This is a genomic window from Paraburkholderia fungorum, from assembly GCF_046026025.1.
In the GTDB taxonomy this organism is placed as follows: domain Bacteria; phylum Pseudomonadota; class Gammaproteobacteria; order Burkholderiales; family Burkholderiaceae; genus Paraburkholderia; species Paraburkholderia fungorum_E.
Map to the genome: position 1 here is coordinate 78,360 of NZ_JAQQFL010000026.1, position 23,573 is coordinate 101,932.

The 23,573-nt window shown below is 63.1% G+C and carries 21 protein-coding genes; 5 read left to right on the forward strand and 16 right to left on the reverse strand.

Translation table 11 applies throughout. The features are described from left to right. Positions 1-36: 36 nt before the first annotated feature. The 4 genes from PQR67_RS25540 to PQR67_RS25555 form a co-directional block, all read right to left on the reverse strand. Positions 37-1,062, reverse strand: coding sequence for an Ldh family oxidoreductase (locus PQR67_RS25540; protein ID WP_408465343.1), 1,026 nt, complete (start codon positions 1,060-1,062; stop codon positions 37-39). Then, positions 1,059-2,396: a C4-dicarboxylate transporter DctA gene (dctA, locus tag PQR67_RS25545; RefSeq protein WP_408465345.1), complete on the reverse strand. Its 1,338-nt coding sequence runs from the start codon at positions 2,394-2,396 to the stop codon at positions 1,059-1,061. The genes PQR67_RS25540 and dctA overlap by 4 nt, the downstream gene beginning before the upstream one ends. A 185-nt stretch (positions 2,397-2,581) precedes the next feature. Continuing rightward, positions 2,582-3,757, reverse strand: a complete 1,176-nt coding sequence (locus PQR67_RS25550) for a UxaA family hydrolase (protein ID WP_408465347.1) — start codon at positions 3,755-3,757, stop codon at positions 2,582-2,584. A gap of 59 nt (positions 3,758-3,816) precedes the next feature. After that, positions 3,817-4,086 carry a UxaA family hydrolase gene (locus PQR67_RS25555; RefSeq protein ID WP_266241527.1) on the reverse strand — a complete coding sequence of 90 codons (270 nt, stop codon included), beginning with the start codon at positions 4,084-4,086 and terminating at the stop codon, positions 3,817-3,819. A 296-nt stretch (positions 4,087-4,382) separates the two neighbouring features. On the opposite strand from PQR67_RS25555, the gene PQR67_RS25560 reads away from it, so the two are divergent. The 4 genes from PQR67_RS25560 (at position 4,383) to PQR67_RS25575 (ending at position 8,043) form a co-directional block, all read left to right on the forward strand. Beyond that, a complete protein-coding gene (locus tag PQR67_RS25560; RefSeq protein WP_408465349.1) occupies positions 4,383-5,141 on the forward strand; it encodes a GntR family transcriptional regulator in 759 nt (252 codons plus the stop codon). A gap of 47 nt (positions 5,142-5,188) precedes the next feature. Then, a complete protein-coding gene (locus tag PQR67_RS25565; RefSeq protein WP_408465351.1) occupies positions 5,189-6,094 on the forward strand; it encodes a LysR family transcriptional regulator in 906 nt (301 codons plus the stop codon). Positions 6,095-6,224: 130 nt separating this feature from the next. After that, entirely contained in the window at positions 6,225-6,902 is a 678-nt protein-coding gene (locus PQR67_RS25570) for an HAD family hydrolase (RefSeq protein WP_408465353.1), read from the forward strand. A 4-nt stretch (positions 6,903-6,906) separates the two neighbouring features. Continuing rightward, complete coding sequence (locus tag PQR67_RS25575) at positions 6,907-8,043, forward strand: DSD1 family PLP-dependent enzyme (protein ID WP_408465355.1); 1,137 nt, start codon at positions 6,907-6,909, stop codon at positions 8,041-8,043. Between the two features lie 65 nt (positions 8,044-8,108). On the opposite strand, the gene PQR67_RS25580 is transcribed toward PQR67_RS25575, so the two are convergent. The 9 genes from PQR67_RS25580 to PQR67_RS25620 form a co-directional block, all read right to left on the reverse strand. Then, positions 8,109-9,278 carry a porin gene (locus tag PQR67_RS25580; protein WP_408465357.1) on the reverse strand — a complete coding sequence of 390 codons (1,170 nt, stop codon included), beginning with the start codon at positions 9,276-9,278 and terminating at the stop codon, positions 8,109-8,111. A 58-nt stretch (positions 9,279-9,336) separates the two neighbouring features. Next, positions 9,337-10,425, reverse strand: a complete 1,089-nt coding sequence (locus PQR67_RS25585) for a formylglycine-generating enzyme family protein (protein WP_408465359.1) — start codon at positions 10,423-10,425, stop codon at positions 9,337-9,339. An 11-nt stretch (positions 10,426-10,436) separates the two neighbouring features. Continuing rightward, complete coding sequence (locus tag PQR67_RS25590) at positions 10,437-12,170, reverse strand: arylsulfatase (protein ID WP_408465361.1); 1,734 nt, start codon at positions 12,168-12,170, stop codon at positions 10,437-10,439. 73 nt (positions 12,171-12,243) lie between these two features. Further along, a complete protein-coding gene (locus PQR67_RS25595; protein WP_408465363.1) occupies positions 12,244-13,692 on the reverse strand; it encodes an APC family permease in 1,449 nt (482 codons plus the stop codon). Positions 13,693-14,007: 315 nt separating this feature from the next. Further along, positions 14,008-14,949: a helix-turn-helix domain-containing protein gene (locus PQR67_RS25600; RefSeq protein ID WP_408465365.1), complete on the reverse strand. Its 942-nt coding sequence runs from the start codon at positions 14,947-14,949 to the stop codon at positions 14,008-14,010. A gap of 265 nt (positions 14,950-15,214) precedes the next feature. Continuing rightward, a complete protein-coding gene (locus tag PQR67_RS25605; RefSeq protein ID WP_408465423.1) occupies positions 15,215-16,555 on the reverse strand; it encodes an aspartate aminotransferase family protein in 1,341 nt (446 codons plus the stop codon). A gap of 97 nt (positions 16,556-16,652) precedes the next feature. Then, a complete protein-coding gene (locus PQR67_RS25610) occupies positions 16,653-18,152 on the reverse strand; it encodes an aldehyde dehydrogenase family protein (RefSeq protein ID WP_408465367.1) in 1,500 nt (499 codons plus the stop codon). A 188-nt stretch (positions 18,153-18,340) separates the two neighbouring features. After that, positions 18,341-18,781 carry a hypothetical protein gene (locus tag PQR67_RS25615; RefSeq protein WP_408465369.1) on the reverse strand — a complete coding sequence of 147 codons (441 nt, stop codon included), beginning with the start codon at positions 18,779-18,781 and terminating at the stop codon, positions 18,341-18,343. Between the two features lie 12 nt (positions 18,782-18,793). Continuing rightward, positions 18,794-19,552, reverse strand: a complete 759-nt coding sequence (locus PQR67_RS25620; RefSeq protein WP_408465371.1) for a helix-turn-helix transcriptional regulator — start codon at positions 19,550-19,552, stop codon at positions 18,794-18,796. Between the two features lie 222 nt (positions 19,553-19,774). On the opposite strand from PQR67_RS25620, the gene PQR67_RS25625 reads away from it, so the two are divergent. Continuing rightward, a complete protein-coding gene (locus PQR67_RS25625; RefSeq protein ID WP_408465373.1) occupies positions 19,775-20,560 on the forward strand; it encodes an SDR family NAD(P)-dependent oxidoreductase in 786 nt (261 codons plus the stop codon). Between the two features lie 8 nt (positions 20,561-20,568). Here the strand turns inward: PQR67_RS25625 and PQR67_RS25630 are convergent, their stop codons facing one another. From PQR67_RS25630 to PQR67_RS25640, 3 genes are all read right to left on the reverse strand, one after another. Further along, a complete protein-coding gene (locus tag PQR67_RS25630) occupies positions 20,569-21,372 on the reverse strand; it encodes an SDR family oxidoreductase (protein ID WP_408465375.1) in 804 nt (267 codons plus the stop codon). Continuing rightward, positions 21,369-22,196: a MoaF C-terminal domain-containing protein gene (locus PQR67_RS25635; protein WP_408465377.1), complete on the reverse strand. Its 828-nt coding sequence runs from the start codon at positions 22,194-22,196 to the stop codon at positions 21,369-21,371. Before PQR67_RS25635 ends, PQR67_RS25630 begins: the two co-directional genes overlap by 4 nt. Before the next feature lie 217 nt (positions 22,197-22,413). Next, positions 22,414-23,523 carry a histone deacetylase-like amidohydrolase gene (locus PQR67_RS25640; RefSeq protein ID WP_408465379.1) on the reverse strand — a complete coding sequence of 370 codons (1,110 nt, stop codon included), beginning with the start codon at positions 23,521-23,523 and terminating at the stop codon, positions 22,414-22,416. Positions 23,524-23,573: the final 50 nt, after the last annotated feature.

Consider the following 23,573-nt stretch of genomic DNA (forward strand, 5'->3'; position numbering starts at 1 on the left):
GAGTCGGGCTGTCGGCTTCGTTACGGAAGCATCAGTTTACCCTGCGGCTGCGGCAAGCACCTCCAGTTGCGCAAGCAGCGTTGCCGGTATGCCGATGCCATCGCGCGTGGCAGCCCCGGCCATCTCATCCCGGCGATAACCCGGCAGACGGACACCTTCGTCCGCGAGCATCAGGTCGATCAACGTCTCGATCCGCGCCTCGTAGATCGCGGTGCCCGCCAATCCCGCCGGGTCGATGATCCAGAAGAGATGCCCGACGCGCGAACGTGCGCCCTCGGCGGTAAGAAACGATCCCGCTTCCGCGCCGAATTGCGCGCCCGATAACGCGGCGGCCAGCAGTTCAACCATCAGCGCGAGCATCGCCCCCTTGGCGCCGCCGAACGGCAGCATCATGCCGTCGAGCGCGGCCTGCGCATTCGTGGTCGGCTGGCCGTCCGCGGTCGTCGCCCAACCCTGCGGGATCGGTTTGCCGTCTCGCGCCGCGACCATGATCTTGCCGCGCGCCACCTGCGATAGCGACAGGTCGATGGTGAGCGGCCGGCCCTTCGAACGGGGAAAGACGGCGGCGATCGGGTTCGTGCCGAAGAGCGGCTTCTTGCCGCCCCAGGCGGGCATCGACGCAGGCGCATTGCTGAACGCAAGGCCGACGAGCCCGGCTGCGCCGATTGCTTCGAGGTGATACGCCCCCGCGCCAAAATGATGACTGCGCACGATGCTCGCCGCTGCCGTACCGAACTGTCGCGCACGTTCGATGCCGGTCGCAACTGCCAGCTCGCAGGCCGCGAACGCCAGGCCGTCGGCGGCATCGACCAGAAAAGCGGCGCCCTTGTCGCGTACGATGCCCGGCACCGCCGCCGGATCGACCCGGCCGTTGCGCAGTTGCGCAAGGTACATCGGCAGGCGCGCCACGCCGTGCGACGCGAGCCCGCGCGCGTCCGCGTAGACGAGCGCGCGCGCCGTAGCGTCGGCGGTCGCTGGCGTCGCGCCCGCTCCAAGCAAGGCCGCGCGAGCCAGTTTGCCCAGTTCATCAGAGGGCACGTACCGCAGGTCCGGATCGCTCATTTGTGGCCCTCGCGCATCGCCTGACGCGAAGACAGCGGCATCAGCGCGCCGTCCACCTCATCCGTCCTTTCCTGTAGCGCTTCGGTGCGCGGCGACGCAAGCACGGCACGCGCCGTCTCAACATCGAACACGCCTTCCCAGCGCGCGACCACTAGCGTCGCCACGGCATTGCCTATCATGTTCACAATCGCGCGCACTTCGTTCAGCACGCGGTCGATGCCGATGATCAGCGTGATGCCCGCCACCGGAATGATGTTGTGCGTCGAGAGTGTCGCCGTCAGTGCAACGAGCGCCGCGCCCGCGACGCCCGCCCCGCCCTTCGACGTCAGCATCAGGATCGCAAGCAGTCCGATCTGCTGCATCAGCGTGAGGTGCGTGTTGGTCGCCTGCGCGATGAAGAGCGAGGTCATCGTGAGGTAGATCGCAGCGCCATCGAGGTTGAACGAATAGCCGGTGGGCAGCACAAGACCGACCACCGACTTCGGGCAACCGAGCCGCTCCAGTTTCTCCATCAGCCGTGGCAGCACGGATTCGGTGGTCGACGTGCCGAGTACAATCAGCAGTTCTTCGCGCAGGTATTTGAGGAGCGGCCAGAGACCCACGCCCGCCCAGCGGCATGCCGTGCCCAGCACGATCACGACGAACAGGATGCTCGTGATGTAGAAGCACAGGATCAGCAGGCCGAGTTGCTGGAGACTCGCGATGCCGTACTTGCCGACCGTGAATGCGATCGCGCCGAAAGCACCGAGCGGCGCGAGCCGCATGATCATCTCGACGATCCGCATCAGCACGTCACCGAACTGTTCGATGCCTCGCTGAAGAATCCGGCTGCGCCCCGACATGATCGACAACGCAATTCCGAACAACACCGAAAAGAGCAGCACCTGCAACAGATCACCGCGCGCGAACGCGCCGACCACCGAATTCGGCACGATCTGATCGAGGAAGCTCGTCTGCGCCTGCGTATGCGCCTCGCTGACAAAGCGCGTCACGCCGCTCGCATCGAGCGTCGCTGGATCGATGTTCAGACCCGCGCCCGGATGCACGAGGTTCGCGATCACAAGGCCGATGACGAGCGCGATCGTCGTGACGACTTCGAAATAGAGGATGGTCTTGAAGCCCACGCGCCCGACCTGTTTCAGGTTCTCCATGCGCGCAATGCCAACCGACACCGTGCAGAAGATCAGGAGCGTGATCAGCATCTTGATCAGGCGGATGAATGTGTCGCCGAGCGGCTTGAACTGAACGCCGAGCGACGGCGCGAAATGACCGACCAGAATGCCGGCCGCAAGTCCGATCAGGACCTGCACATAGAGATGCTTGAGCACGCGCAAGATGGTGTCTCCTCCACTCGCTGCTGCCAGAAGATAGACGGGCGCGCCGTACGGCACGCGCCGCTTCGTCGAGCGGTGTCGTGCCGGCGCGCACCGGACGGGGACTTCGTTTTCCCTGCTGCTATCGGTGACGCGGTGTTGCGTTGGTGCGGTATTGCGTTGGTGCTTGCGGCGTATCAGACGTATCAGGCGCTTTCGAACAGCCGCGTCAGCACGAATTCACGATGGCCGAGCGTTTCCGCCGAGGTCCAGCGGCCGTTCGCCGTGGCGAGCATGCATTCGAGCAGGCGGTCGCCGGACTGGTCGAGATTCTGTTCGCGCTGCAGGATGCCGGACACGTCCACGTCGATATGCTCACTCATCGTGCGCACGGTGCGTGGGTTCGCGCAGATCTTGATGACCGGCACGATCGCGTTGCCGATCACATTGCCCTGGCCCGTCGGGAAAAAATGGACCGCGAAACCCGAGGCCGCGCACAGCGTGACCATCTCGGCCGCGGCGGACGACGAATCCATGAACCAGAGACCCGGATGCGTCGGTATTTCGGCCTTGTCGAGCACGCCGTCCACCATGCATTTCTTGCCGATCTTCTGGATGTTGCCGAGCGCCTTTTCCTCGATAGTCGTGAGGCCGCCCGCGATGTTGCCCTTGGTCGGCTGCGACTCGGACAGGTCGTCGGTTTTCCAGCGGTTGATCATGTCCTGGTAGCGATCGAACATGAACTGGAAGCGCTCGCGCACACCGTCGTTCGCGCAGCGCGCGGCGACAATCTGCTCGCCGCCGGTCAACTCCGAGGTCTCGCCGAACACGAGCGTGGTGCCGAAGCCGTATAACTTGTCGAACGCGTTACCGACGGTGGGGTTCGCGCCGCAACCGGAGGTGGTATCCGACTCGCCGCATTTCGTCGATACCCATAGGTCGCTAAGCGGACATTCCTCGCGCTCGAGCGAGGTCGCATATTGCACCATCTCTTTCGCTGCTTTCGAAGCCCGCATGATCGTGTCGTGGTCGCCGTGCAGTTCAATGCCGAAGCCCATGACCGGCTTGCCCGACGCCGCGATGCCATCGACCACGCGCTTGGTCCAGCCTTCCTCGATGCCGATCACGACGACCGCCGCGACGTTCGGGTTGCTGCCCGCGCCGATCAGCGTGCGAAAGTGCAGGTCGAGGTCCGCGCCGAACTGCAAACGGCCATACGGATGCGGCAGCGCCATCGTGCCCTTGATGTTGTTCTCGACTGCCTGCGCCGCCGCGTTCGACAGGTCGTCGACCGGCAGGATGATCACGTGATTGCGTACGCCCACACGGCCGTTGCTGCGGCGATAGCCGCGGAAAGTCGTATCCAGTTCAATGACGCTCATGGTGTCTCTCTCGATATGGGGAAGCGAAATGTTTTTTTGCTGCTCAGGGGGCACGCGTCTTACCAGCGCTTCGTCTTGATGTTGTGCACGTGGGCGTGCTCGCCTGCGGTAATCGGTGCGACCACCTTGCCGATATCGACGCCGTACTTGAACACGGTGTCGCCGACGGCCATGTCCTTGAGCGCCACCTTGTGGCCGATTGGAATGTCCTGCTTCGCGGCCACGGTCACGATCTCGTCCTCATCCATGATCCATGCGTTCAGTTGCGTTCCTGCCTGGATCCCCTCCACAACGGCCACGCCCACCGTGTCTCTCGCCTCGTGCAACACGATGTGGATCGTCTTGCGTTCACCCGTTTCAGCCGCCGTGCTCGCGGCGCCTTTCTGTTCTGCTGCTGCGTAACTCATCTGCGTCTCCTGGTTAACTGGTTGGCTGGTTGAATAGTTGAGTTCAATAAGCGGCCAGTGCGTGCCGCGCGGCGCATCGCATGTCGCCGCTGCGTTGTGTTGAAGTCATCCTAGGCGTCAAATTCATCCATGTCAACTAGATTATCTATATGTGTTACATGAGTCATGTTATGCCGTAAAATCGCGTCAACGCGTTTCACAAGAATTCAGGGAGAACCATGAGCACCATGACGGAAACGCCAGCCGCCGTCGGCGGCACACGGTACAAGGAAGTGAAGAGCGCGCTGCTGGCGGCGCTCGCGGCGCACGAATGGAAGGGCGGCGAGGCGATTCCGGCGGAAAAACGTCTCGCAGAACGCTTTGGCGTCTCGATCGGTACGCTGCGCAAGGCCATCGACGAACTGTGCGCCGAGAACATCCTCATCCGGCACCAGGGCCTCGGCACGTTCGTCGCGATGCATCAGCGCGATCGACATTTCTTCCGCTTCTTTCGCATCGTGCGCAACGATGGGGACAAGACCTATCCCACGGTGAGTCTCGTCAACTTCCGTAAAGCGAAGGCGACCCAGAAAGTCGCGGCGCGGCTGCGAATCAGCGAGGGAGCACCGGTCTTTCAGTTCACGAACCAGCTTGCGCTGCACGGCGTGGTCGTGATCGTCGAGAACATCGTGGTGCCGCAGGCGCGCTTTCCTGACCTCACGGAAGCCGCACTGCGCAATCGTCCCAACACGCTCTACAACTTCTATCAGGATACGTTCGGCATCAACGTGGTCAGCACGGACGAGCGGGTGCGTGTTGGACAGGCGAGCGAACTCGAGAGCGGCCTGCTCGAACTTGCCTCTGGCGCGCCCGTACTCGAAGTCGAGCGGATCGCGTATTCCTACAATGAGCAACCGGTCGAGTACCGGCTGACCCATGTGAACACGCAGGAATACGACTATGTATCGAGTTATGCGCGCCCCTCGAGCGGTACATAAGCATTGGTCACGTTGAGAATGCGACCGGGGCCACTAAAATTCCCACCATGAACGACTCGGCCGATATCCGCTTTCTGCTGACCATCCGCGAAAGTGGCAGCCTGATCGCCGCAGCGCGAAAACTGGGGCTGTCGCCCTCGGCGGTAACCCAGCGCCTGCAGCAACTGGAAAAGAAGCTGGGCGCACAGTTGGTGAACCGTACGGCGCGCCGTCTGCAGTTCACGGAAGAAGGCACGCTGCTGTGCGAACGCGGCGCCGAACTGGTCCAACAGTTCGACTCGCTGTTCGAAGACTTTCAGACCCACCGGGGCGGTCTGACCGGCACGCTGAAGATCAACGCGCCGCTGGGATTCGGTCGGCGCCACCTGGCACCCGTTATCGCCGAGTTCCAGCAGCAGAACCCGGATATCGACGTAGCGCTCACGCTGTCCGATCAGCCGTTGACCGAGACGATCGACCGCTTCGACATCGTCGTGCATATCGGCGAGTTGCCGGTATCGAATCGGATCGGCTACGCGATTGCACCGAACGCGCGCTTCGTATGCGCAGCGCCGGCGCTACTCAAGCGCATGAGTCTCCCGGAGTCACCGGAAGAACTGGGCAGACTGCCGTGCATCGTGCTGCGCGAGAACAACGAGGATGTCTCGCTGTGGCAGTTCAGCAAGGGCCGCACGCGTCGCAGCGTGCGCGTTTCTCCGCATCTGAGCTGCAACGACGGCGACGTGATCCGCCAATGGGCGTGCGAAGGCCGCGGCGTGATCCTGCGCTCCGAATGGGACGTGGCCGACGACATCGCGAAGGGAAGACTCGTGCGCCTGCTGCCAGGCTGGAAAGCGCCGGACGCCAACGTGATCGCACTCACGCATCAGCGAGCCGGATTGCCGGCCCGCACGCGCCATTTCATGCAGTATTTACAGAGCAGATTCAGGCCATTGCCGCCGTGGAGAAGATAGACGTTGAAACGCGGAAAATCACGTCAGACACGGCAGATTCATTCAGACTGAATTTGAGAGTTAGCCGGACTGAACGCTACGCGAACAACGAAACTTTATAATCGGCTCACCGTCCCTTGCCGGTTAAATCATGACCTCACTATCGTCCCCCAACGCTTATCCCAAGGCAGTCCTCTTCGACCTCCTGACCGCCCTGCTCGACTCGTGGACATCATGGAATCACGCCGCGGGCTCGGAATCGGCGGGCCGTGCCTGGCGTGCGGCCTATTTGCGCCGGACCTACGGTTGCGGCCACTACATTGCGTATGAACAATTGGTGCGAGAAGCGGCCACTGAAGTTGGGCTGCCGGAATCCGCGGCGATCGCGCTCGAAGCCAACTGGCAGAAGCTCGCGCCCTGGAGCGGCGCGCTCGACACGTTGCAGGCGCTGCGCCCGCATTGCAAACTGGCGATCGTCACCAACTGCTCCATTCATCTCGGCACCCAGGCTACCGGGCTTTTCCCCATCCACTGGGACGCTATCGTCACAGCGGAAGAAGCCGGCATGTACAAGCCGGACCCGTTGCCTTACCAGCTCGCGCTCGGCAAACTCGGCGTCGGTGCCCATGAAGCCGCGTTCGTGGCCGGCTCCAGCTACGACATGTTCGGCACGGCCGCGCTCGGTTTGCGAACCTACTGGCATAACCGCGTGGGCCTGCCGCTGGTGGCGGGCGCGCAACCGCCCGAGGTGGAGTCGCCGACGCTCGATGCGCTGGTGCCGTGGCTCAGCCAGTTCGGGGCAGTCCCAAGCCACCCTATTTCCCGGTGAAAGCATGAAATTCGACCATATCGACACCCCTGCCGCGCTGATCGACATCCCGCGGATGCAGAAGAACATTGCGCGGATGCAGGCTCACATGAACGCACTGGGCGTTGCATTTCGCCCGCACGTCAAGACCACTAAATGCATCGACGTGGTCCGTGCACAGATCGCCGCCGGGGCACGTGGCATTACGGTCTCGACCCTGAAAGAAGCCGAGGCTTTCTTTGCGGCCGGCGTCAGCGATATCCTTTACGCGGTCAGCATCGCCCCGTCCAAGCTGCCGCGCGCCCTGGCGCTGCGCCGCCAGGGTTGCGATCTGAAACTCGTGGTCGACAACCCGACCGCTGCCGCGGCCATCGCCGCATTTTCGGACCAGCACGGCGAAAGCTTCGAAGTGTGGATCGAGGTCGACACGGACGGCCACCGCTCCGGCATTACACCGAAACAGGACACGCTGCTCGAAGTCGGCAGGATCCTGCATGAGAATGGCGTCACCGTGGGCGGCGTGATGACTCACGCCGGTTCCAGCTACGAGCTTCATACGCCGGCTGCACTCGCCGCGCTGGCGGAACAGGAACGCGCCGGCTGCGTGCGCGCGGCACAACGCCTGCGTGACGCGGGCATTGCGTGCCCGGCCGTCAGTGTCGGTTCGACGCCCACCGCCCTCGCCGCCGAACAACTGGATGGCGTGACCGAAGTGCGCGCAGGCGTCTACGTGTTCTTCGATCTGGTCATGCACAACGTCGGCGTGTGCGCGCTTGAAGATATCGCGCTCAGCGTGCTCACCACCGTGATCGGGCATCAGGCGGATAAAGGCTGGGCCATTCTCGACGCAGGCTGGATGGCGATGAGTCGCGATCGCGGCACCTCGAAGCAGCCGCACGATTTCGGCTACGGCCAACCCTGCCTGCTGAACGGCACTCCGCTTGGCGGCTATGTGGTGAGCGGCGCCAATCAGGAGCACGGGATTCTGTCGTCATCGGAAGCAGGCGTGCAGGTTGACGACATCGCAGAGCGCTTTCCGATCGGCATGAAACTGCGCATCCTGCCCAATCACGCATGTGCGACCGGCGCGCAATTCCCCGAGTATCACGCTGTTTCGGCGGATGGCGACAGCGCCGAGTGGCGCCGTTTTCAGGGCTGGTGAGGATAACGAAAACACCGGCACGGCGCGCCACAGCGCCGCCGTGCCGCCGTGCCGTGCCCATCCGTTTAGAACAGATGCTGGATGCCTGACGTCACCACCAGTTGCCGACGCGTACTCGACGGCGACACGCCATAAATCTGCGCCACCGCATGACGCCCCTGCTGCGCAACGCCGATCAGATAGAGCGTCGTGCGCCTGGATATCGCGTACTCCGTGCCGAGGTTGATCTGATCCCAGCCTGGCTGCGCATCGCCTGTGCCACTGCCTGAGTAGCGCCCATTGGTGCGAATGTAGGCCACGCCGGTTTGCCAGGACGGCGTGATCTGCCACGTCAGGTTCGCCTCATAGTTATCGAGCGTCAACGCGGTTGCGTCCAGATAACGGTACTGCGTTTTCGAGTACATACCGCCCAATGTGAGCGCGCCGAAGAACTGATACGAAGCCCCGGCGAGCCAGATACGCTGCCGCTTTACCCCTGCCGTGCTGGCGATACTGTTCGAAAACGTATTCTCATAGTCGTCGTACACGCCGGCACCCGGCGCACCCAGGGCGCCGGCAGGCTGCGCGTCGGGTCGATCTGCCTGCAGAAAACCAAGGCCTGCCGCAAACGATCCACGTGTATAAGCCGCGCCGGCGCTCATCATGCGATTATTCGCAAAGCCCGACGATCCGTCCGAGGCCGCCGCCCGATTGCTGAAGCCATAGGTCGCCCCGAAGCTCAGCCCGGCGAATTGCGGACTCGCGTATTTGACGGCATTACTAACCTTGAAGCTCGCATTGGTGTTGTCCGCATCGCCGACATGGGCGCCGATATAACCGGCCCATGTTTCGTTGGTCGCGAAACCCGAGACCGTGTCGATTGTCGTGTCCCACTGCCGGCCCACCGTCACCGTGCCGAAGCGATCGTCGGCGAGGCCTACATAGGCGACGTTGAACGCGCGACCGGTGCCGTGTCCGTTCTGGATATTGAACGGGCTCATCAAGCGGAAAATCGCGTGCGATCCGCCACCCAGGTCTTCATTGCCGGTCATGATCCAGCGCGATGCCGTCAATTGCCCGCTTGTCGTCGACCAGTCGGAATGGCCGCCGCTATTGTTTGCGTACAGGATGCCCGCATCGATAATGCCGCTCAGGGTCACGCGGCTTTGCGCATGAGCGGCGAGCGGCACGCCGAACAACCCGGCGCAGGATGCGGCGACGAGCGTCATCCTCACGGCCTTTTCTCGTGATTTCAAAAGTACTCTCCCAATCCGGATGATTATGGTTTTGCGCACGGCGTCAAAGCCGGCGCGTCTATGACCCAGGCAATCTCAGCAGCGTGCGAAATCCGATGTGATTGGTGCCCATCGTCACGTCCTGCGCATGACGCGCGCTCGGCCGGTAGCGTTTGCAATAGATCGGCGAACAGAGAAACGAGCCGCCTTTGATGGTGCCGAGCTCGGTGCTGCGCGCCTTCGCCACCAGCGCGTCTTCGAGATCGACGTTCGGGTTCGGCGGCGGCTCGCTCGCCCGTTGCGCGTGGTTCTGCTGCCACGGATCCTTCACCCACTGCCAGACATTGCCGACCATGTCATATAAGCCATAGCCGTTGGCCGGAAAGCAGCCGACTGGCGACGTCGACACGAAGCCGTCTTTCGCGGTGTTCTGAAACGGAAAGGCGCCCTGCCAGGTGTTGGCCATCATCTTCGAGCGGATCGCGAAGGTGTCGCCCCACGGATAGGTGGTCGACGTACCGCCATGCGCCGCGTACTCGTACTCGGCTTCGGTCGGCAGATCGCGGCCACGCCATTTCGCGTATGCCAGCGCATCCTCATAGGCGATATGCACGACCGGATGATTGCCGAGTCCGTCGATCGAACTGCCGGGCCCGGTGGGATGACGCCAGTCGGCGCCCGGCATGAAATGCCACCACTGCATCGCGCCGACCAGCAGATCCTTCGGCGGCAAAAACACCGTCGAGCCGGGCCGCGTCATCTCCGCCGGTAACGACGGATAGCGTTTGGGATCGAGTCCGCGTTCGGCGAGCGTCTTGTAACCGGTTGCCGCAACGAAACGGGCAAACTCCGCGTTCGTCACGTCGTAGCGATCGATCATGAAGCTGCCCACTTTCACCCGCCGAGCCGGCGCTTCTTCCGGATAGCCGCCGTCCGAACCCATCACGAAGCTGCCGGCCGGCACACGTACCTGATCGTTCTCCGACGATGCCGGCGGCAAGCCGTTGAACGCCTTGCACGCCTGCAGGCTGCCGAGCGGCGGCACGGCTTGCGGTGCGGCACCGGCCGCCACCGTCGCCGCCAGCGCCGCCTGAGTCAGCACGGCACACGCAACCGCTGCCCCATATCGCACATATCGCACGATCGATTTCCGGATGTGCATGCTCATGCCGGCACTCCTCAGTAATCCATGCGCGGGTAAGACGTATCGCGCCACGTCTCCACGACATTGTTCTGCTGCACGTATTGCGCCCATTCGGTCAGCATCTGCTCGAGTACCTCGGGGCGCTTCGCGGCAAGATCGTGCAGCTCGGCGCGATCGTGCGCGAGGTCGTACAGTTGCCAGTGGCCCTTGCCGTTGTCGTAGGAATAGACAAGCTTCCAGTTGCCTTTGCGCAGTGCGTTACGCCCCATCAGTTCCATGCCGTACACGTAGTCCTCCACATGCACGCGTTTGCGCTCACCGGTCAGATACGGTTTCATCGACATACCCTGCATTGGCAGCACGGTATGGCCGTGGAATTCGATACCGGGTTGCGTGATGCCGGCGAAGTCGAGAATGGTCGGCGTCAGATCCTTCACAGTGAGCACCTGTTCGCTCTTGCCTGCCTGAATATGCCCAGGAAACGAAACGAAGGCCGGCGACCGGATTCCGCCTTCATTAGTGTAGGCCTTGAAGAGTCGGAACGGCTGTGCGCTCACCTGCCCCCACGCCGGTCCCTCGAATACGAACGAGTTGGCGCGGCCGATGTTATCGAGCGAGTTGTCGAAGGTTTGCGCGATCCACTTGGCGTTGCCGGCGTCCTCGTCCCATTTGTTGCCTTCCGGGCCGTTGTCCGACAGGAACACGATCAGCGTGTTGTCGTACTGGCCGCTCGCTTTCAGGTAGTCGATCAGGCGGCCGACGTTACGGTCGAGATCGGCGACCAGCGCTGCGTAAGCCTCCATCGTACGGGCCGAGCGCGCCTTCTCGTCGGCGCTCAGGGCACTCCACGGTTTGGTGCCTTCGGGCAGCGGTGCGGGCTTCGCATCGTTCGGGACGAGGCCGAGGCGCTTCATCTTGTCGATCCGGCGCTGGGCGATGACGTCATAGCCGACGTCGTAATGGCCGCGCACTTTCTGCAATTCGTCGTCTGGGGCTTGCAGCGGCAAATGCGCCGCTGTATAGGCCGCATACGCAAAGAACGGCTTGCCGCCGCGCTGCGAATCCTGCAAGTAGGCAATCAGCTTGTCGGTGTACGTTCGCGATGAATAGAAGTCGGCGGGCAGTTCGACCTTCTTGCCGTTCTCGCGATAAGTCGGCTCCGGCGCATCCGATGTGATCGCCATCACCTTCTGCCTGAAATGCGATGCGCCACCGTTAATCAACGTATAGGAGCGATCGAAACCACGCTGGTCAGGACGCATGCCGTCGCTGCCGCCCAGATGCCATTTGCCGGCCATCACGGTCCAGTAGCCGGCGTCTTTCATGATTTCCGGCAATGCCGCCACGCGCTGATTCAAGCCGCCTTCGTAGCCTGGGTGATTGACCTCTTCGGGTGTCAGGTGCGGTGTGATCATCTCCGCCATATTGCCCACGCCGGCGAGGTGATTGTCCATGCCGGAGAGCAGCATCGAGCGGGTCGGCGAACAGGTCGGTGCGACATACATCGTGTCGAGCAAACGGCCGTGCGCGACCAGTGCATCGAGATTCGGCGTGGCGATCTCGCTGCCGAATGCGCCGAGGTCCGAGCGACCGACGTCGTCGGCGACGATCAGCAGCACATTGGGACGCGCGCCGGGTTTGGCCGCCGGTGCAGCAGATGAGGACGCCGATACCGCCGTGTCTGCCGCCTGCGCCGCCTGCGCGAGCGGCATCATGACGGAACATACACCGCCTACGAACGTTGCGGCAAAGATGGTACGAAAACTCATTTGATCTCCATTTCCACGATGTTTTCCTGACCTCGAATCAAGTCTTGTCGCCGCCAGGCCTTAACGAAGCGCTTTACAACCTTGAGCGCCCTAGCCGCTCGAACGCGCCACGGTCGCGTTGCCTGAGTTGCTTCGCCGCGAATACGCCAAGCACCGCGAAAACCGGCAGCAATGCGGTCAACGCGTACGAAACACCTGCGCCCGCACCGGTCAGCAGCGGAAAATTCACGATTGCGAGCACCAGCACAACCGCCAGTGCGAGACCGGACAGCACCGGCAACACCGCCACGCGCATCCCGCTCACGTCGTCATAGCCGATACGTTTGAAGAACACGAACACGGCGGCTGAAGAAAGCGCCATCAACGCGATAATGCAAAGAGTCGCCACGTTCGTGAGCCAGGAGAACAGTGTCAGAACCGGATCGGCATGCGCGACGATGAACACCAGCACCACGATCGCCGCCACCGCCGTTTGCACCAGCGAGCCGATATGCGGACTGCAATGCACACGATGCGTGCGACCGAGTGCTTGCGGCAGCAAACCCTCGCGGCCGGTTGCGAAGAAGTAGCGCGACGCCGAATTGTGAAAAGCCAGCAGGCCCGCGTACACGCTCGTGATAAACAGCACGCTCATCGCCGCGGTCAGCGTCTTGTTGGCGTAGTGATCGGAGAGGGTGTAGAGGAAGGTAGTCGGATCGCTCAACGCGGTGAGCGTCTTGACGATCTTGTCGCTGCCCGCGCCAATCACCATGCACCACGCGGAGAACGCATAGAACACGCCGATCAGCAGCACCGAGATGTATGTCGCCAACGGCACCGTGCGTTGCGGGTCTTTCGCCTCTTCGCTATAGATCGTCGTCGCTTCGAAACCAATGAAGCTGGCGAAGCAGAACAGAAAACCGATCGCGGGAGTGCCGCTCATGATGGTGTGCGGCGTGAACGAGGCCGCGTTAATGCCGCTATCGCCGCCGCTCTTCAGAATGGCCAGATCGAGGATCAACACGACGATGTATTCGCCGAACACCAGCAGCGAAAGCACCTTCGCCGACAGATCGATTTGCCGGTAGCCGAACACGCCGATGCTCGCCATTGCAGCGAGCGAGCAGATCCACCACGGCGTATTGAGGTTGAAGTGGGCGTGCAGGAAGTCCGAGGCCACCGCGCCGAACATGCCGTACAGGCCGATCTGCATCGTGTTGTAGCCGAGCAGCGCGATCAATGCCGCCGCGCCACCCGCCGTGCCGCCGAGACCCCGAGCCGTGAACGCGTAGAAGCCACCCGCGTTGGTCACGTGCCGCGACATGGCGGTATAGCCCGCGGAAAACATCAGCAGGATCGCCACAGTGGCGATCAGCAAGGCCGGCGTGCCCGCACCGTTGCCGAGCATGATGCCGATGGGAAAGCCGCCTGCGATCGCGACCAGCGGTCCGGCCGCCGAGATCACGAAGAAGATGATGAAGCCCAGTCCCAACGCCCCCTTGCGCAACTCGGTAGACGGTGACGGTTCAGCGACGATGCTCATAGTTTCGGCTCCTGGATTTTCCTTCGTCCGCGTCACGACGAAATCGGGCGCAGCGCAAGTGTTGACGCACTGTAGAAAGCCAAAAATGCAGAGCGGGAGCACAAATCGGCAACGCAGCACGAACTTGGGTTTACGCCTAGGCGTCGCGCATGCGTCCAGCGACGGACGTGAAAGATCGGGCGGGACGCGTGCAGGCACGCCCGCAAGCGGGAACCGTTCATGGGTTAAATTCAGGCAGAAAATCGAACCGAGAGGCGCTCCGGCGAGTCCTCGCCCGCGCGACCGCAGCAACGCGCGTTGGGCGCTCGTTGGGCCTTAATTCAAGCGCGGGGTCTGCGACGGCAATTCGCCGAACAGGTCACGATACTCGCGGGCAAAATAGCCGAGATGCGTGAATCCCCAGCGGCAAGCGGCATCGCCGATCAGAAGTTCTTCCGCGCTCGTCATGCGTAGCAGCCGATGCACAGCGTTGAGCCGGATCGAACGCAGGTATTCAACAGGCGTCACGTTGGCAACGCGTTGAAAACTGGTTTGCAAGGTTCTACGACTGCAGCGCAGCGCGCGACACAGATCGAGCACGGTGATCGGTTGCTCGGCGTTGTCTTGCAGAATGCGTTCGCAGCGCCGCACGATGTCGCTATACGTGGTGTGCGTGAGGTCTCGCGACGGCATCTGCGACGCGCTTTCGATCAGGCCGAGCAGGACGCTGATCATTTCGTCGCGGAATACCTTGGTGGCGGCGGGATGTGCAAACGCGGCGGCATTACGCTCGGCAGCGTCGAGAAACGGTGCGAGCCGCTCGCGCAGCATGACGCCCTGTTCATCGGAAAGCGCCAGCACACCGCCTTTCACCTGACGGCTGGCGTGCTCGCCCACCATCACGCCCAGCAGTTCGTCCATCATGTCGGCGCAGACACTGATGCCGGCATAGTGCATCGACTCCGGCGTGTAGAAACGAAACTCCTCGCCCGCGCCGAGCAGCAGCAGCGCGTAACCCTCCACGCGCCGCCCCTGAAACGTGCCGACGAGCGGTGCGTATAGCGGCACCGCGATCGAAGCCAGACCGGCCGGCGAGACGCCATGCTGCGCCACACGGCGATTGGTGGTTTCGCGAAAGAAATGAAAGTCGTCCGAACTCGCCTGCACGAGCGTGCTCTGGAAGCGGCCCGGCGTCATCTGACGATAGACCTGCTCCCAGCCGCTCACGGCCAGCGAATGATCGTGCACGTCGGCAAGCGTGCTGACCCGGAAGTCCATGTCCCCTCCCGCCTACTCTGAACAGGCTACATTCATGCGACGACGGCCCGGCCTGTCGTAGCGGGCGCCAACCTGGAGCAGACGAAGACCGCGGCGCGCGGCGCCTCGCTCTGCGAACGAAGAAGCCATGCTATACCAGGCTGACGGATGCGGTTCGATTTAGAAAAACCGCGGCACTTCCACGGATTCGATTTCACCGCGCGCTGCCCCAACCCGGAATGCATCTGTGCATTCTGCAGCGCGCCTCAACACTTGACCAAGTCAATTATGCAAATTTCACTTCGTCGAAACCCGCAGCCAATGCGCCGACCAGCGCGTCGAGTTGCGCCGGTTCGACCACCAGCGGCGGCGACAGAATGATTTTCGTGCCGACCGGGCGCACCAGGGCGCCGTGCGCGCGCGCCACTTCGGCCACCGCGTTGGCATAGCCCGAGGTCGGATCGATCGGCTCGCGGGTCTGTTTCGACTTCACCAGATCGAGCGCGACCATCAGGCCCTTGCCGCGCACATCGCCCACCGCCGCGTAGCGCTCGGTGAACGGCCGCAGCGCTTCGAGCAGATGGGCGCCCTGCTGGGCGGCGTTGGCCGGCAGGTTCTCGTCCTTGACGATCTTCAGGTTGGCGAGCGCCGCTGCGCACGCAACCGGATGCCCCGCATAGGTGTACCCGTGCATCAACGCGCCCGTGAAATTCGCGTTGCTCATGAAGGCCTGCTCGATACGCTCGTTGAACGCGGTCGCGCCCAGCGGAATGTAGCCGGAGGAAATTCCCTTCGCAAAGCACATGATGTCCGGCTTCACGCCCCAGCCGCGACTGCCGAACATGTTGCCGGTCCGGCCAAAGCCCGTGACGATTTCGTCGGCGATCAGCAGAATGCCGTACTTGTCGCACACTTCACGAATCAGCGGCCAGTAGTTTTCCGGCGGCACGATCACGCCGCCCGCGCCCTGCACCGGTTCAGCGATGAACGCGGCCACCGTGTCTGGGCTCTGGAACACGATCTCGCGCTCCAGCATCTCGGCACAAATGCGGCCGAGCTCGGCCGGGTCCTGCGTGAACGGATTGCGATAGAGCCACGGCGTTTCGACATGAAAACAGCCCGGCAGATTCGGCTCGTAATTACGGCGGAACGCTGTATTGCCGTTCACCGATGCGCCGCCGAAATGCGTACCGTGATAGCCCTGCTTGAGCGAAATGAACTTGGTGCGGTCCGCCTCGCCTTTCAGCTTCCAGTACTGGCGCGCGAGTTTCAATGCGGATTCGACCGCATCCGAGCCGCCTGAACTGTAGATCACGCGGCGCATGCCTTCCGGCTCGAGCATCTCGATCAGCACCTTCGACAATTCCTCGGCGCGCGGATGCGAAATACCGTCGAAGAGCTGGAAGTATTCGAGCTCGTCCAGCTGACGCACAATCGCGTCCTTCACTTCACGCCGGTTGTGGCCGACGTTGACGTTCCAGAGACCGGCCACGCCGTCGACCAGCTTGTGGCCGCGATCGTCGAACACATAGCAGCCGTCGCCGCGCACGATACGGATCGGCTCGCGTTGCTGCATGTCGGCCGGGTGCTGCATCGGGTGCCAGAAGGCGGAATCGTTCGTTCCCATCATGCTTACTCCATTAAGTCCAGTCTGTTGATACGTTCGTTTGTCTGCGTCCAGTTCAATGCGCGCAGTTCAATGCGCTCAGTTCAACGCGCAATGCTCAATGCGCGATGCACACGGACTTGGTTTCCGTAAAGCCTTCGATCGCGACCTTGCCGAATTCGCGGCCGATGCCCGATTGTTTGAAGCCGCCGAACGGCATGCCGGGGTCGAGCGGCACGTGGCAATTGACCCACACGGTGCCCGCCTCGATTTGCGGCACGAGGTTCATCACTGTCTTCAGATCATTGCTCCACAGGCTCGCGGCGAGACCGTATGGTGAGTCGTTGGCGAGGCGCAGCGCCTCGAGCGGATCGTCGAACGGGACGATAGCGAGCACGGGGCCGAACACTTCGTCGCGCACGATTGCGGCGTCGTGCGGCACGTCGGCGATCACGGTGGGGCGAACGTAGTAGCCCGGCAGATCGACCGGCTTGCCGCCGGCAAGAAACGTCAGACCGGCTGCCTGGGCACGCGCGATGTGCTGATTCACGCGGTCGCGGTGCAGCGCGGAGACGAGCGGATTGATCTGCGCCGCCGGATCGAGGCCGGGTCCCAGCGTCATGGCGTCGGCAATATCCGCAAGACCGTCGGCCACTTGCCGGTACTTGCTGCGATGCACGTAGATACGCGAGGCGGCGGCGCACACCTGCCCCTGGTTGAAGAAGCCACCGGCCAGCGCGCCCTGAATCGCCTGCTCGACATCGATATCGGCGAGCATGACCGCCGGATTCTTGCCGCCGAGTTCAAGCGAAAAGCGCGTCATGTTCTGCACGGCGGCTGCACCGACCAGCTTGCCCGTCGGCGTGGAGCCGGTGAACGAAATCTTGCTGATACCCGGATGCGCCGCGAGCGCGGCGCCGCATTCGCGGCCTCCGGTGACGACGTTGAACACGCCTGCGGGAACACCGGCTTCCAGCGCCAGTTCGGCCAATCGCAGCGCGGTCAACGGTGTTTCCGGCGACGGCTTGATCACAATCGTGCAGCCCGCCGCGAGCGCCGGCACCAGCTTCCACACGGCGATCATCAGCGGGAAATTCCATGGCACCATACCGGCCACCACGCCGATCGGTTCCTTGCGCGTGAACGCCGTATAGCGCGTACCGGGCGGAAACGGAATCGATACGTCCAGCGTTTCGCCGGTAATCTTGGTCGCCCAGCCCGCCATGTAGCGCACATATTCGATCGTCGCGCCCACTTCCACCGCACGGGCGATGTTGATCGACTTACCCTGATTCAGGGTTTCGAGTTGCGCGAGGTCCTCCGCATTGGCTTCGAGCAGGTCGGCGAAGCGCAGCAGAATGCGCTCGCGATCGGCGGGCCGCAAGCCGCTCCATACACGCGCATCGAATGCGGCGCGCGCATTGCTCACCGCGCGATCGACGTCGGTCGCGTCCGCATCCGCTACTGTCGCGAGGCGCTCGCCACTCGCTGGATTGAACACATCCAGACGACGCTCCGAGTGCGCGGGTTGCGGCGCGCCGCCGATAAACAGGCCGAAATCGCGTTGCACGAACGCGCGAACCGCATCGCTGACGATAACCGTTGCATCGTTACTCATATCCTGGGTCTCACGTTGGTGTGTCGTTGGTGTCTTGGCCGCGGGCCATCGTTCTGACGCATGGTGTCACGCCGGTTTTTCGACCGTTAGCGCAAATCGGCAGGCGAGCCGTTGCTTAAGGGAAAACATCTAACGCTCGCAAGTGCAGAGGTGCGCGAGGTTGCATGCTCACGGTCGATTTCTCGCGCTTACGCATACAGGTAATGCTCGAATGCGTCGCGCTGCACGAACAGCCGTTCGGGCAGCAACACCGCTTCGGCCGCATTGATCTGCATGAACAGGGCAAACCGCACGCCATCGCTGTGGCCGACAATGGCGCAATTCGCCTCGTCAAAACCGTGGTTAAAGCGCGGATCGCCGGACAGGATGTCGGCATCGTCGTGCAGACCGACGCACCGCCCGCCGTCGACGATGTTCCAGCTATCGGGCAAACGCAGCAGAATGTCGGACACGTCTTCTTCGCGCGAAATCACCGCGGCCTGTGCAGCCTGCCGGCGCTGGAACCAGCGTGCGCCATGCCTGCTGTCGGCGCGCTCCACGGCGACTGCCGCGACGGCGTAGAGCAGCATCGAGCCATCGGCCTCGACGGCTTCGACGCGCGTGCCATCCATTGGCCAGGTGTCGATCATGGCGTCGGTCCTTTATAGAAAAAGCGCGCCGATCATTTCCGTGCGGCTCGACACGCCGAGCTTGCGGAACATGCGCAACAGGTGAGTCTTGACGGTGGGCTGAGCGAGCGCGAGCTCGCGTGCGATCTCCTTGTTCGAGAAGCCGTTGCGCACGAGACGCGCGATCTGTTGCTCGCGATGCGTCAGGCTGGGACGGACATCGTTTTCGACCTCGGTACCATGGCGCGCGTGGGTGCGCATCGCCCGCTGGTCGCGTAGCGCCGGCATCAGCGCGGCTTCCAGCAGCGGTTGCACCGCCCTCGCGTGCTGCTCGTCGTTCACGGAAAAGGCTTCCGCGGGCGCCATGCGCAAGAGTGAAAATGCCGCCGCCGGCCGGGTGCTTTGCCCGCCTTGCGTAATTGGCGTGTTATCACGCAACAGAACCTCCATCACATCGACCACCTGATGCGGATTCAGGAAGCGCCGCCAGTACACCGAGCCACCGCGCACCGTCTCAGGCAACGCACCGGCGAGCGTGAGCACGCTGCCGGTCTGCGTCGAAAACCGCGACGGATGCATCGGATCGAGCGTGCAGTAACGCTGCAAATACGTGCGATGCATCGTCTCGGTCATGCCGAACAGCTCGAAACCCGACGGCTCGTTATCCGCGCCGACCCAGTAGAAAACCGTTGCCGATGGCCGCACCAGCTGCGCGAGCGCGCTCACGGCAGCGCCCAATGCGGGCATGAAGGCGCTTTGAGACGCGGCTTCATCGCGGATCGTGTTCAACATGGCGCTCTCCCGGTTCACCAGCTCAAGACCATCGTACGAACGTGCGATTCCCAGGCGTGAGCACGAATTGGCAAATCGACGCGACCCGCGCGCTCAAATGAGGGCCGCGTTGTCATCCTTTTGCCTGATTCCGCGCGGTGGCCCGCATCCCTAGACTCGGGGTTCACGTTTCACTCCTTTCATCTCGCCAGATCACGTTCATTCACATTCGTAAGGAACACCATGTCCAGACAACGCACCGTAGTCATCACAGGCGCAGGCACCGGCATCGGTGAAGCCTGCGCACGGCTCTTTGCTGCGCGCGGCGCTCGCGTGGCGCTGATCGGGCGGCGCCGCGAACCGCTCGAACGGGTGGCCCGCGAAACCGGCGGCCTGGTGCTGGATGGCGACGCGGCCAACGCCGCCGACTGGCAGCGCTTCATCGCCACGATCAAGGCCGACGGCAGCGCTGTCGATGCGCTGATCGCCTGCGCCGGCGGTTTCGGCATGGGCACCGCGACCGAGACCGACGACGCAGCCTGGTCCGCCGCCATGCGCGCGAATCTCGACACCGCCTTCGTCGCCGCCCGCGCCTGCCTGCCCGATCTGATCGAACAGCGTGGCGCAATCGTGCTGGTCGCCTCGATCGCCTCGCTCGCCGCGGGGCCTGCCGTATGCGGCTACACCACGTCGAAACACGCACTCATTGGCCTGACGCGTTCGCTCGCACGCGACTACGGTCCGCACGGCGTACGCGTCAACGCGGTCTGCCCAGGCTGGGTTCGCACGCCGATGGCCGATGCGGAAATGCAGCCGCTGATGCAGCGCTATGACGAAACACTCGACGCGGCCTATCAACGCGTTTGCGCCGATGTACCGTTGCGCCGCCCCGCATCCGCGGAAGAAATCGCCGGCGTATGCGAGTTTCTGGTGTCGCCGGCTGCGTCGATCGTGACGGGCGCCACCCTCGTTGCCGACGGCGGCGCCTCGATCGTCGACGTGCCAACCCTGGCGTTCGACCACCTGTAAGCGGGGCCTCAGCCCATCACGGCGGTCGACTCAGGCAAGGTCGCGCCGCCGTCGACCACGATGGTCTGGCCGGTGATATACGCGGCCGCATCGGAAGCCAGAAACAGCATGGCCGCCGCGATATCCGCCGGTTCGCCCAGCCGCCCAAGCGGGATTGCCTGTTCGATACGGCGGTTGTGCGCGTCGTCGCCGAGGTTGTCCATCGCGGGCGTGCGGATCATGCCGGGCTCGACGCCGTTGACCGTGACGCGGTGCTTCGCCAACTCCAACGCCGCGGCGCGAATGAAGCCGTTCACGCCCGCCTTCGACGCTGCGTAGTGCGCGAGCCCCGGATACGCCACGCGCGGCCCCGTCACCGACGAGGTCGCCAGCATCCGCCCGCCGCCTTGCCGGATGAACGCGGGCGTTGCCGCCTGCGCGAGCCAGAAGAGCGCGGCGAGATTCACGGCGAACGTGCGCTGCAAAATCGCGGGCGTAATCGCATCGAAGGCGGTGAGCGGGAAATACGCGGCGTTGTGCACCACCACGTCGAGCCTGCCGAAATCCGCATCCACCTCGGCGACGAGGCGCGCGATCCGCGCATACTCCGCCATGTCCGCTTCGTATGCGCGCGCCGTGCCGCCCTGTTGCGCGAGACGCTGCGCCGCTTCGGAGGCCGCGTCGATGCGCAGATCCGCGATCGCCACCGCGGCGCCACGCGCGGCAAACGCCTCGGCGATGCCGCGCCCGATGCCTTGCGCGCCCCCGGTCACCAGCACCGCCTTGCCGGCGAAATCGCGCACGCTCGCCGTCTGCTGCGCGGCGCCGCTCATCGCGGATACCGGGTCACATTGAGCACTTGCGCCAGTGCGCCGACCGGGAAATTCGACAGCGAGTCGAACTGGTTGCCCCGATAGCCGAAAATCTTGCCATCGGTCTTCTTGCGCTCGAGGTCGATCATCACCACACCGAGCGTCGGAATGATTTTTTCGCGCCATACGAACAGGTACAGATCTTTGGCGATGGCGATGTAGTGGCACCGGTCGACATCGGCGAGACCGGCTTCCACACCCGAGAGGCATTGCCACGCATAGAAGTTATCGTTCAGATAGACGTGTTCGTACTGTTCCGTGGCGCTATACGTGTACAGGTTGCGCATACCGATCAGTTCGCGAGTCGGCTGATGCAACGCCGCTTGCATGCCTGCGTCCGCACCTGCCCGAGCACCTTGCGGCACGATCCTGCCGTGACGGAACTGCGCCTGTACGCCGGTCAATTCCATGCCTCGCTCGACACGCGTGAACGCATCGGTACGGGCTTCGCTTTCGTTCGGCAAGGTGCCGGTCACCGAGGTGCACAAGCCCTGTTTTACATCGAGCACGTAGCTCGTCGCTGCCGGCCGCGAACCATCGCCACCGCCGATGTAGTCGACAAAGTAAATGCCGTCGCGTACCGACGTGATCCGGCATTCGAATTGACCGTTGACCGTACGCACCACGCCTGCGGAGACGAACGTCAACGTCTCGGCGGACCCATCCGGGAATTCGCACTGCAGCGTACGGCCCGTCAGATCGTCGACCGGCGCCAGGATATGGCTATCGGGTGCGAAACCTTCGGCGAGTGCGCCAACCTGAATGAAAACGGGTTGAGATGTCATGTCTGTATGGCTCCAGTAGTTCAATGATTTGCCGCGGCCTGATTCGCATCGCGCATCAGGTCGCGGCGCCTTTGACTACTGTACGGAGGCTCCGGGCGTGGCGGCATCAACCATAAGGATGACAACGCCGGCCGCTTAAGGGGCCCTGGAACACTCGGAAAGCCCGCAGCGCCAAGGCGCCTCCGAGGTTCCAGAAGCGTCGGCGCGGTTGCAGGTGTCACAGCCCGAATTCGTCCGCCAGTTCATCGATCAATGCGCGCTGAAAGGCCTTGAAGCGATCATTGGGCTGCTGCGCGATCGCGAGATCCAGCATCGGATCGCTCACCTGCGTTCGCACGTCCGCCAGCGTTTCGACAATCGCGTGACCGCAAAACGGCACGTATGCCTCCGAATACCCGCCCTCGTGCACGATCGCCAGACGCCCGCCGCAATAGCGTTCGGCGGCATCGCGCACCAGTTGCGTCATGGTGCGATAGCTCTCGCTGTGCAGCAGCATGCGGGCGAGCGGATCGACCGCGCTCGCATCGAGCCCGCTCGCCACGACGATCAGATCCGGCCTGAACGCCTCGAGCGCAGACAGCACGATGCGTTCGAACGCATACAGATAGGCGTCGTGCCCGCCACCCGGCAGCAGCGGAATATTCAGGTTGGCCCCCACGCCCGCGCCCGTGCCGCGCTCGTCCGCGCCGCTGTAGCCCGGCGGAAAACAGCGATCCTGATGCAGCGAAATCGTCAGCGTGTTCGGGTCGTCGTAGTAGATCGACTGCGTGCCATTGCCATGGTGGACATCCCAGTCGATCACCACGACCCGCTCGACGCCGTGCTTCGCGCGGGCCGCTTCGATCGCAACCGGGATATTGGCAAACAGGCAGAAGCCCATCGGCTTATCGCGCAGACAGTGATGGCCAGGCGGGCGCGACAACGAGAAGGCGTTGCGTGCCCGTTTGTCGAGCACGGCATCGATTGCGCCAATAGCAAGCCCCGCGGAAAGCGCGGCGATCTCGTAGCTCCCCTTGCCGAAAGGTGCGAGCTCGCCCAGATCGCCGCCAGTCGTGTCGCTGAGCGCCTTGAAACGGCTCAGATATTCCCGCGGATGGATGCGCAGCAAATCCTCTTCAGTGGCGAGCGCCGCGCCCTGCATGTCGAGCGACGCCGCCAGTCCCGAGGTCTGAATCAAGGCCAGCAGCCTGCGTTTCGAATCGGGCGACTCCGCGTAACCGCTGCTCGATGGCGGCTGTACCCAGCCGCCGACCGGAAAGAACAGCGCATGCGTGCCCCCCGTATGCCAGAAAGTGCGTTCATCCGTGAAAAATGCGGTTTTACTCATGATGTCTCTTACCTGTAGTTCACCTGCGGATTCAGATCGACCGGGTTGGG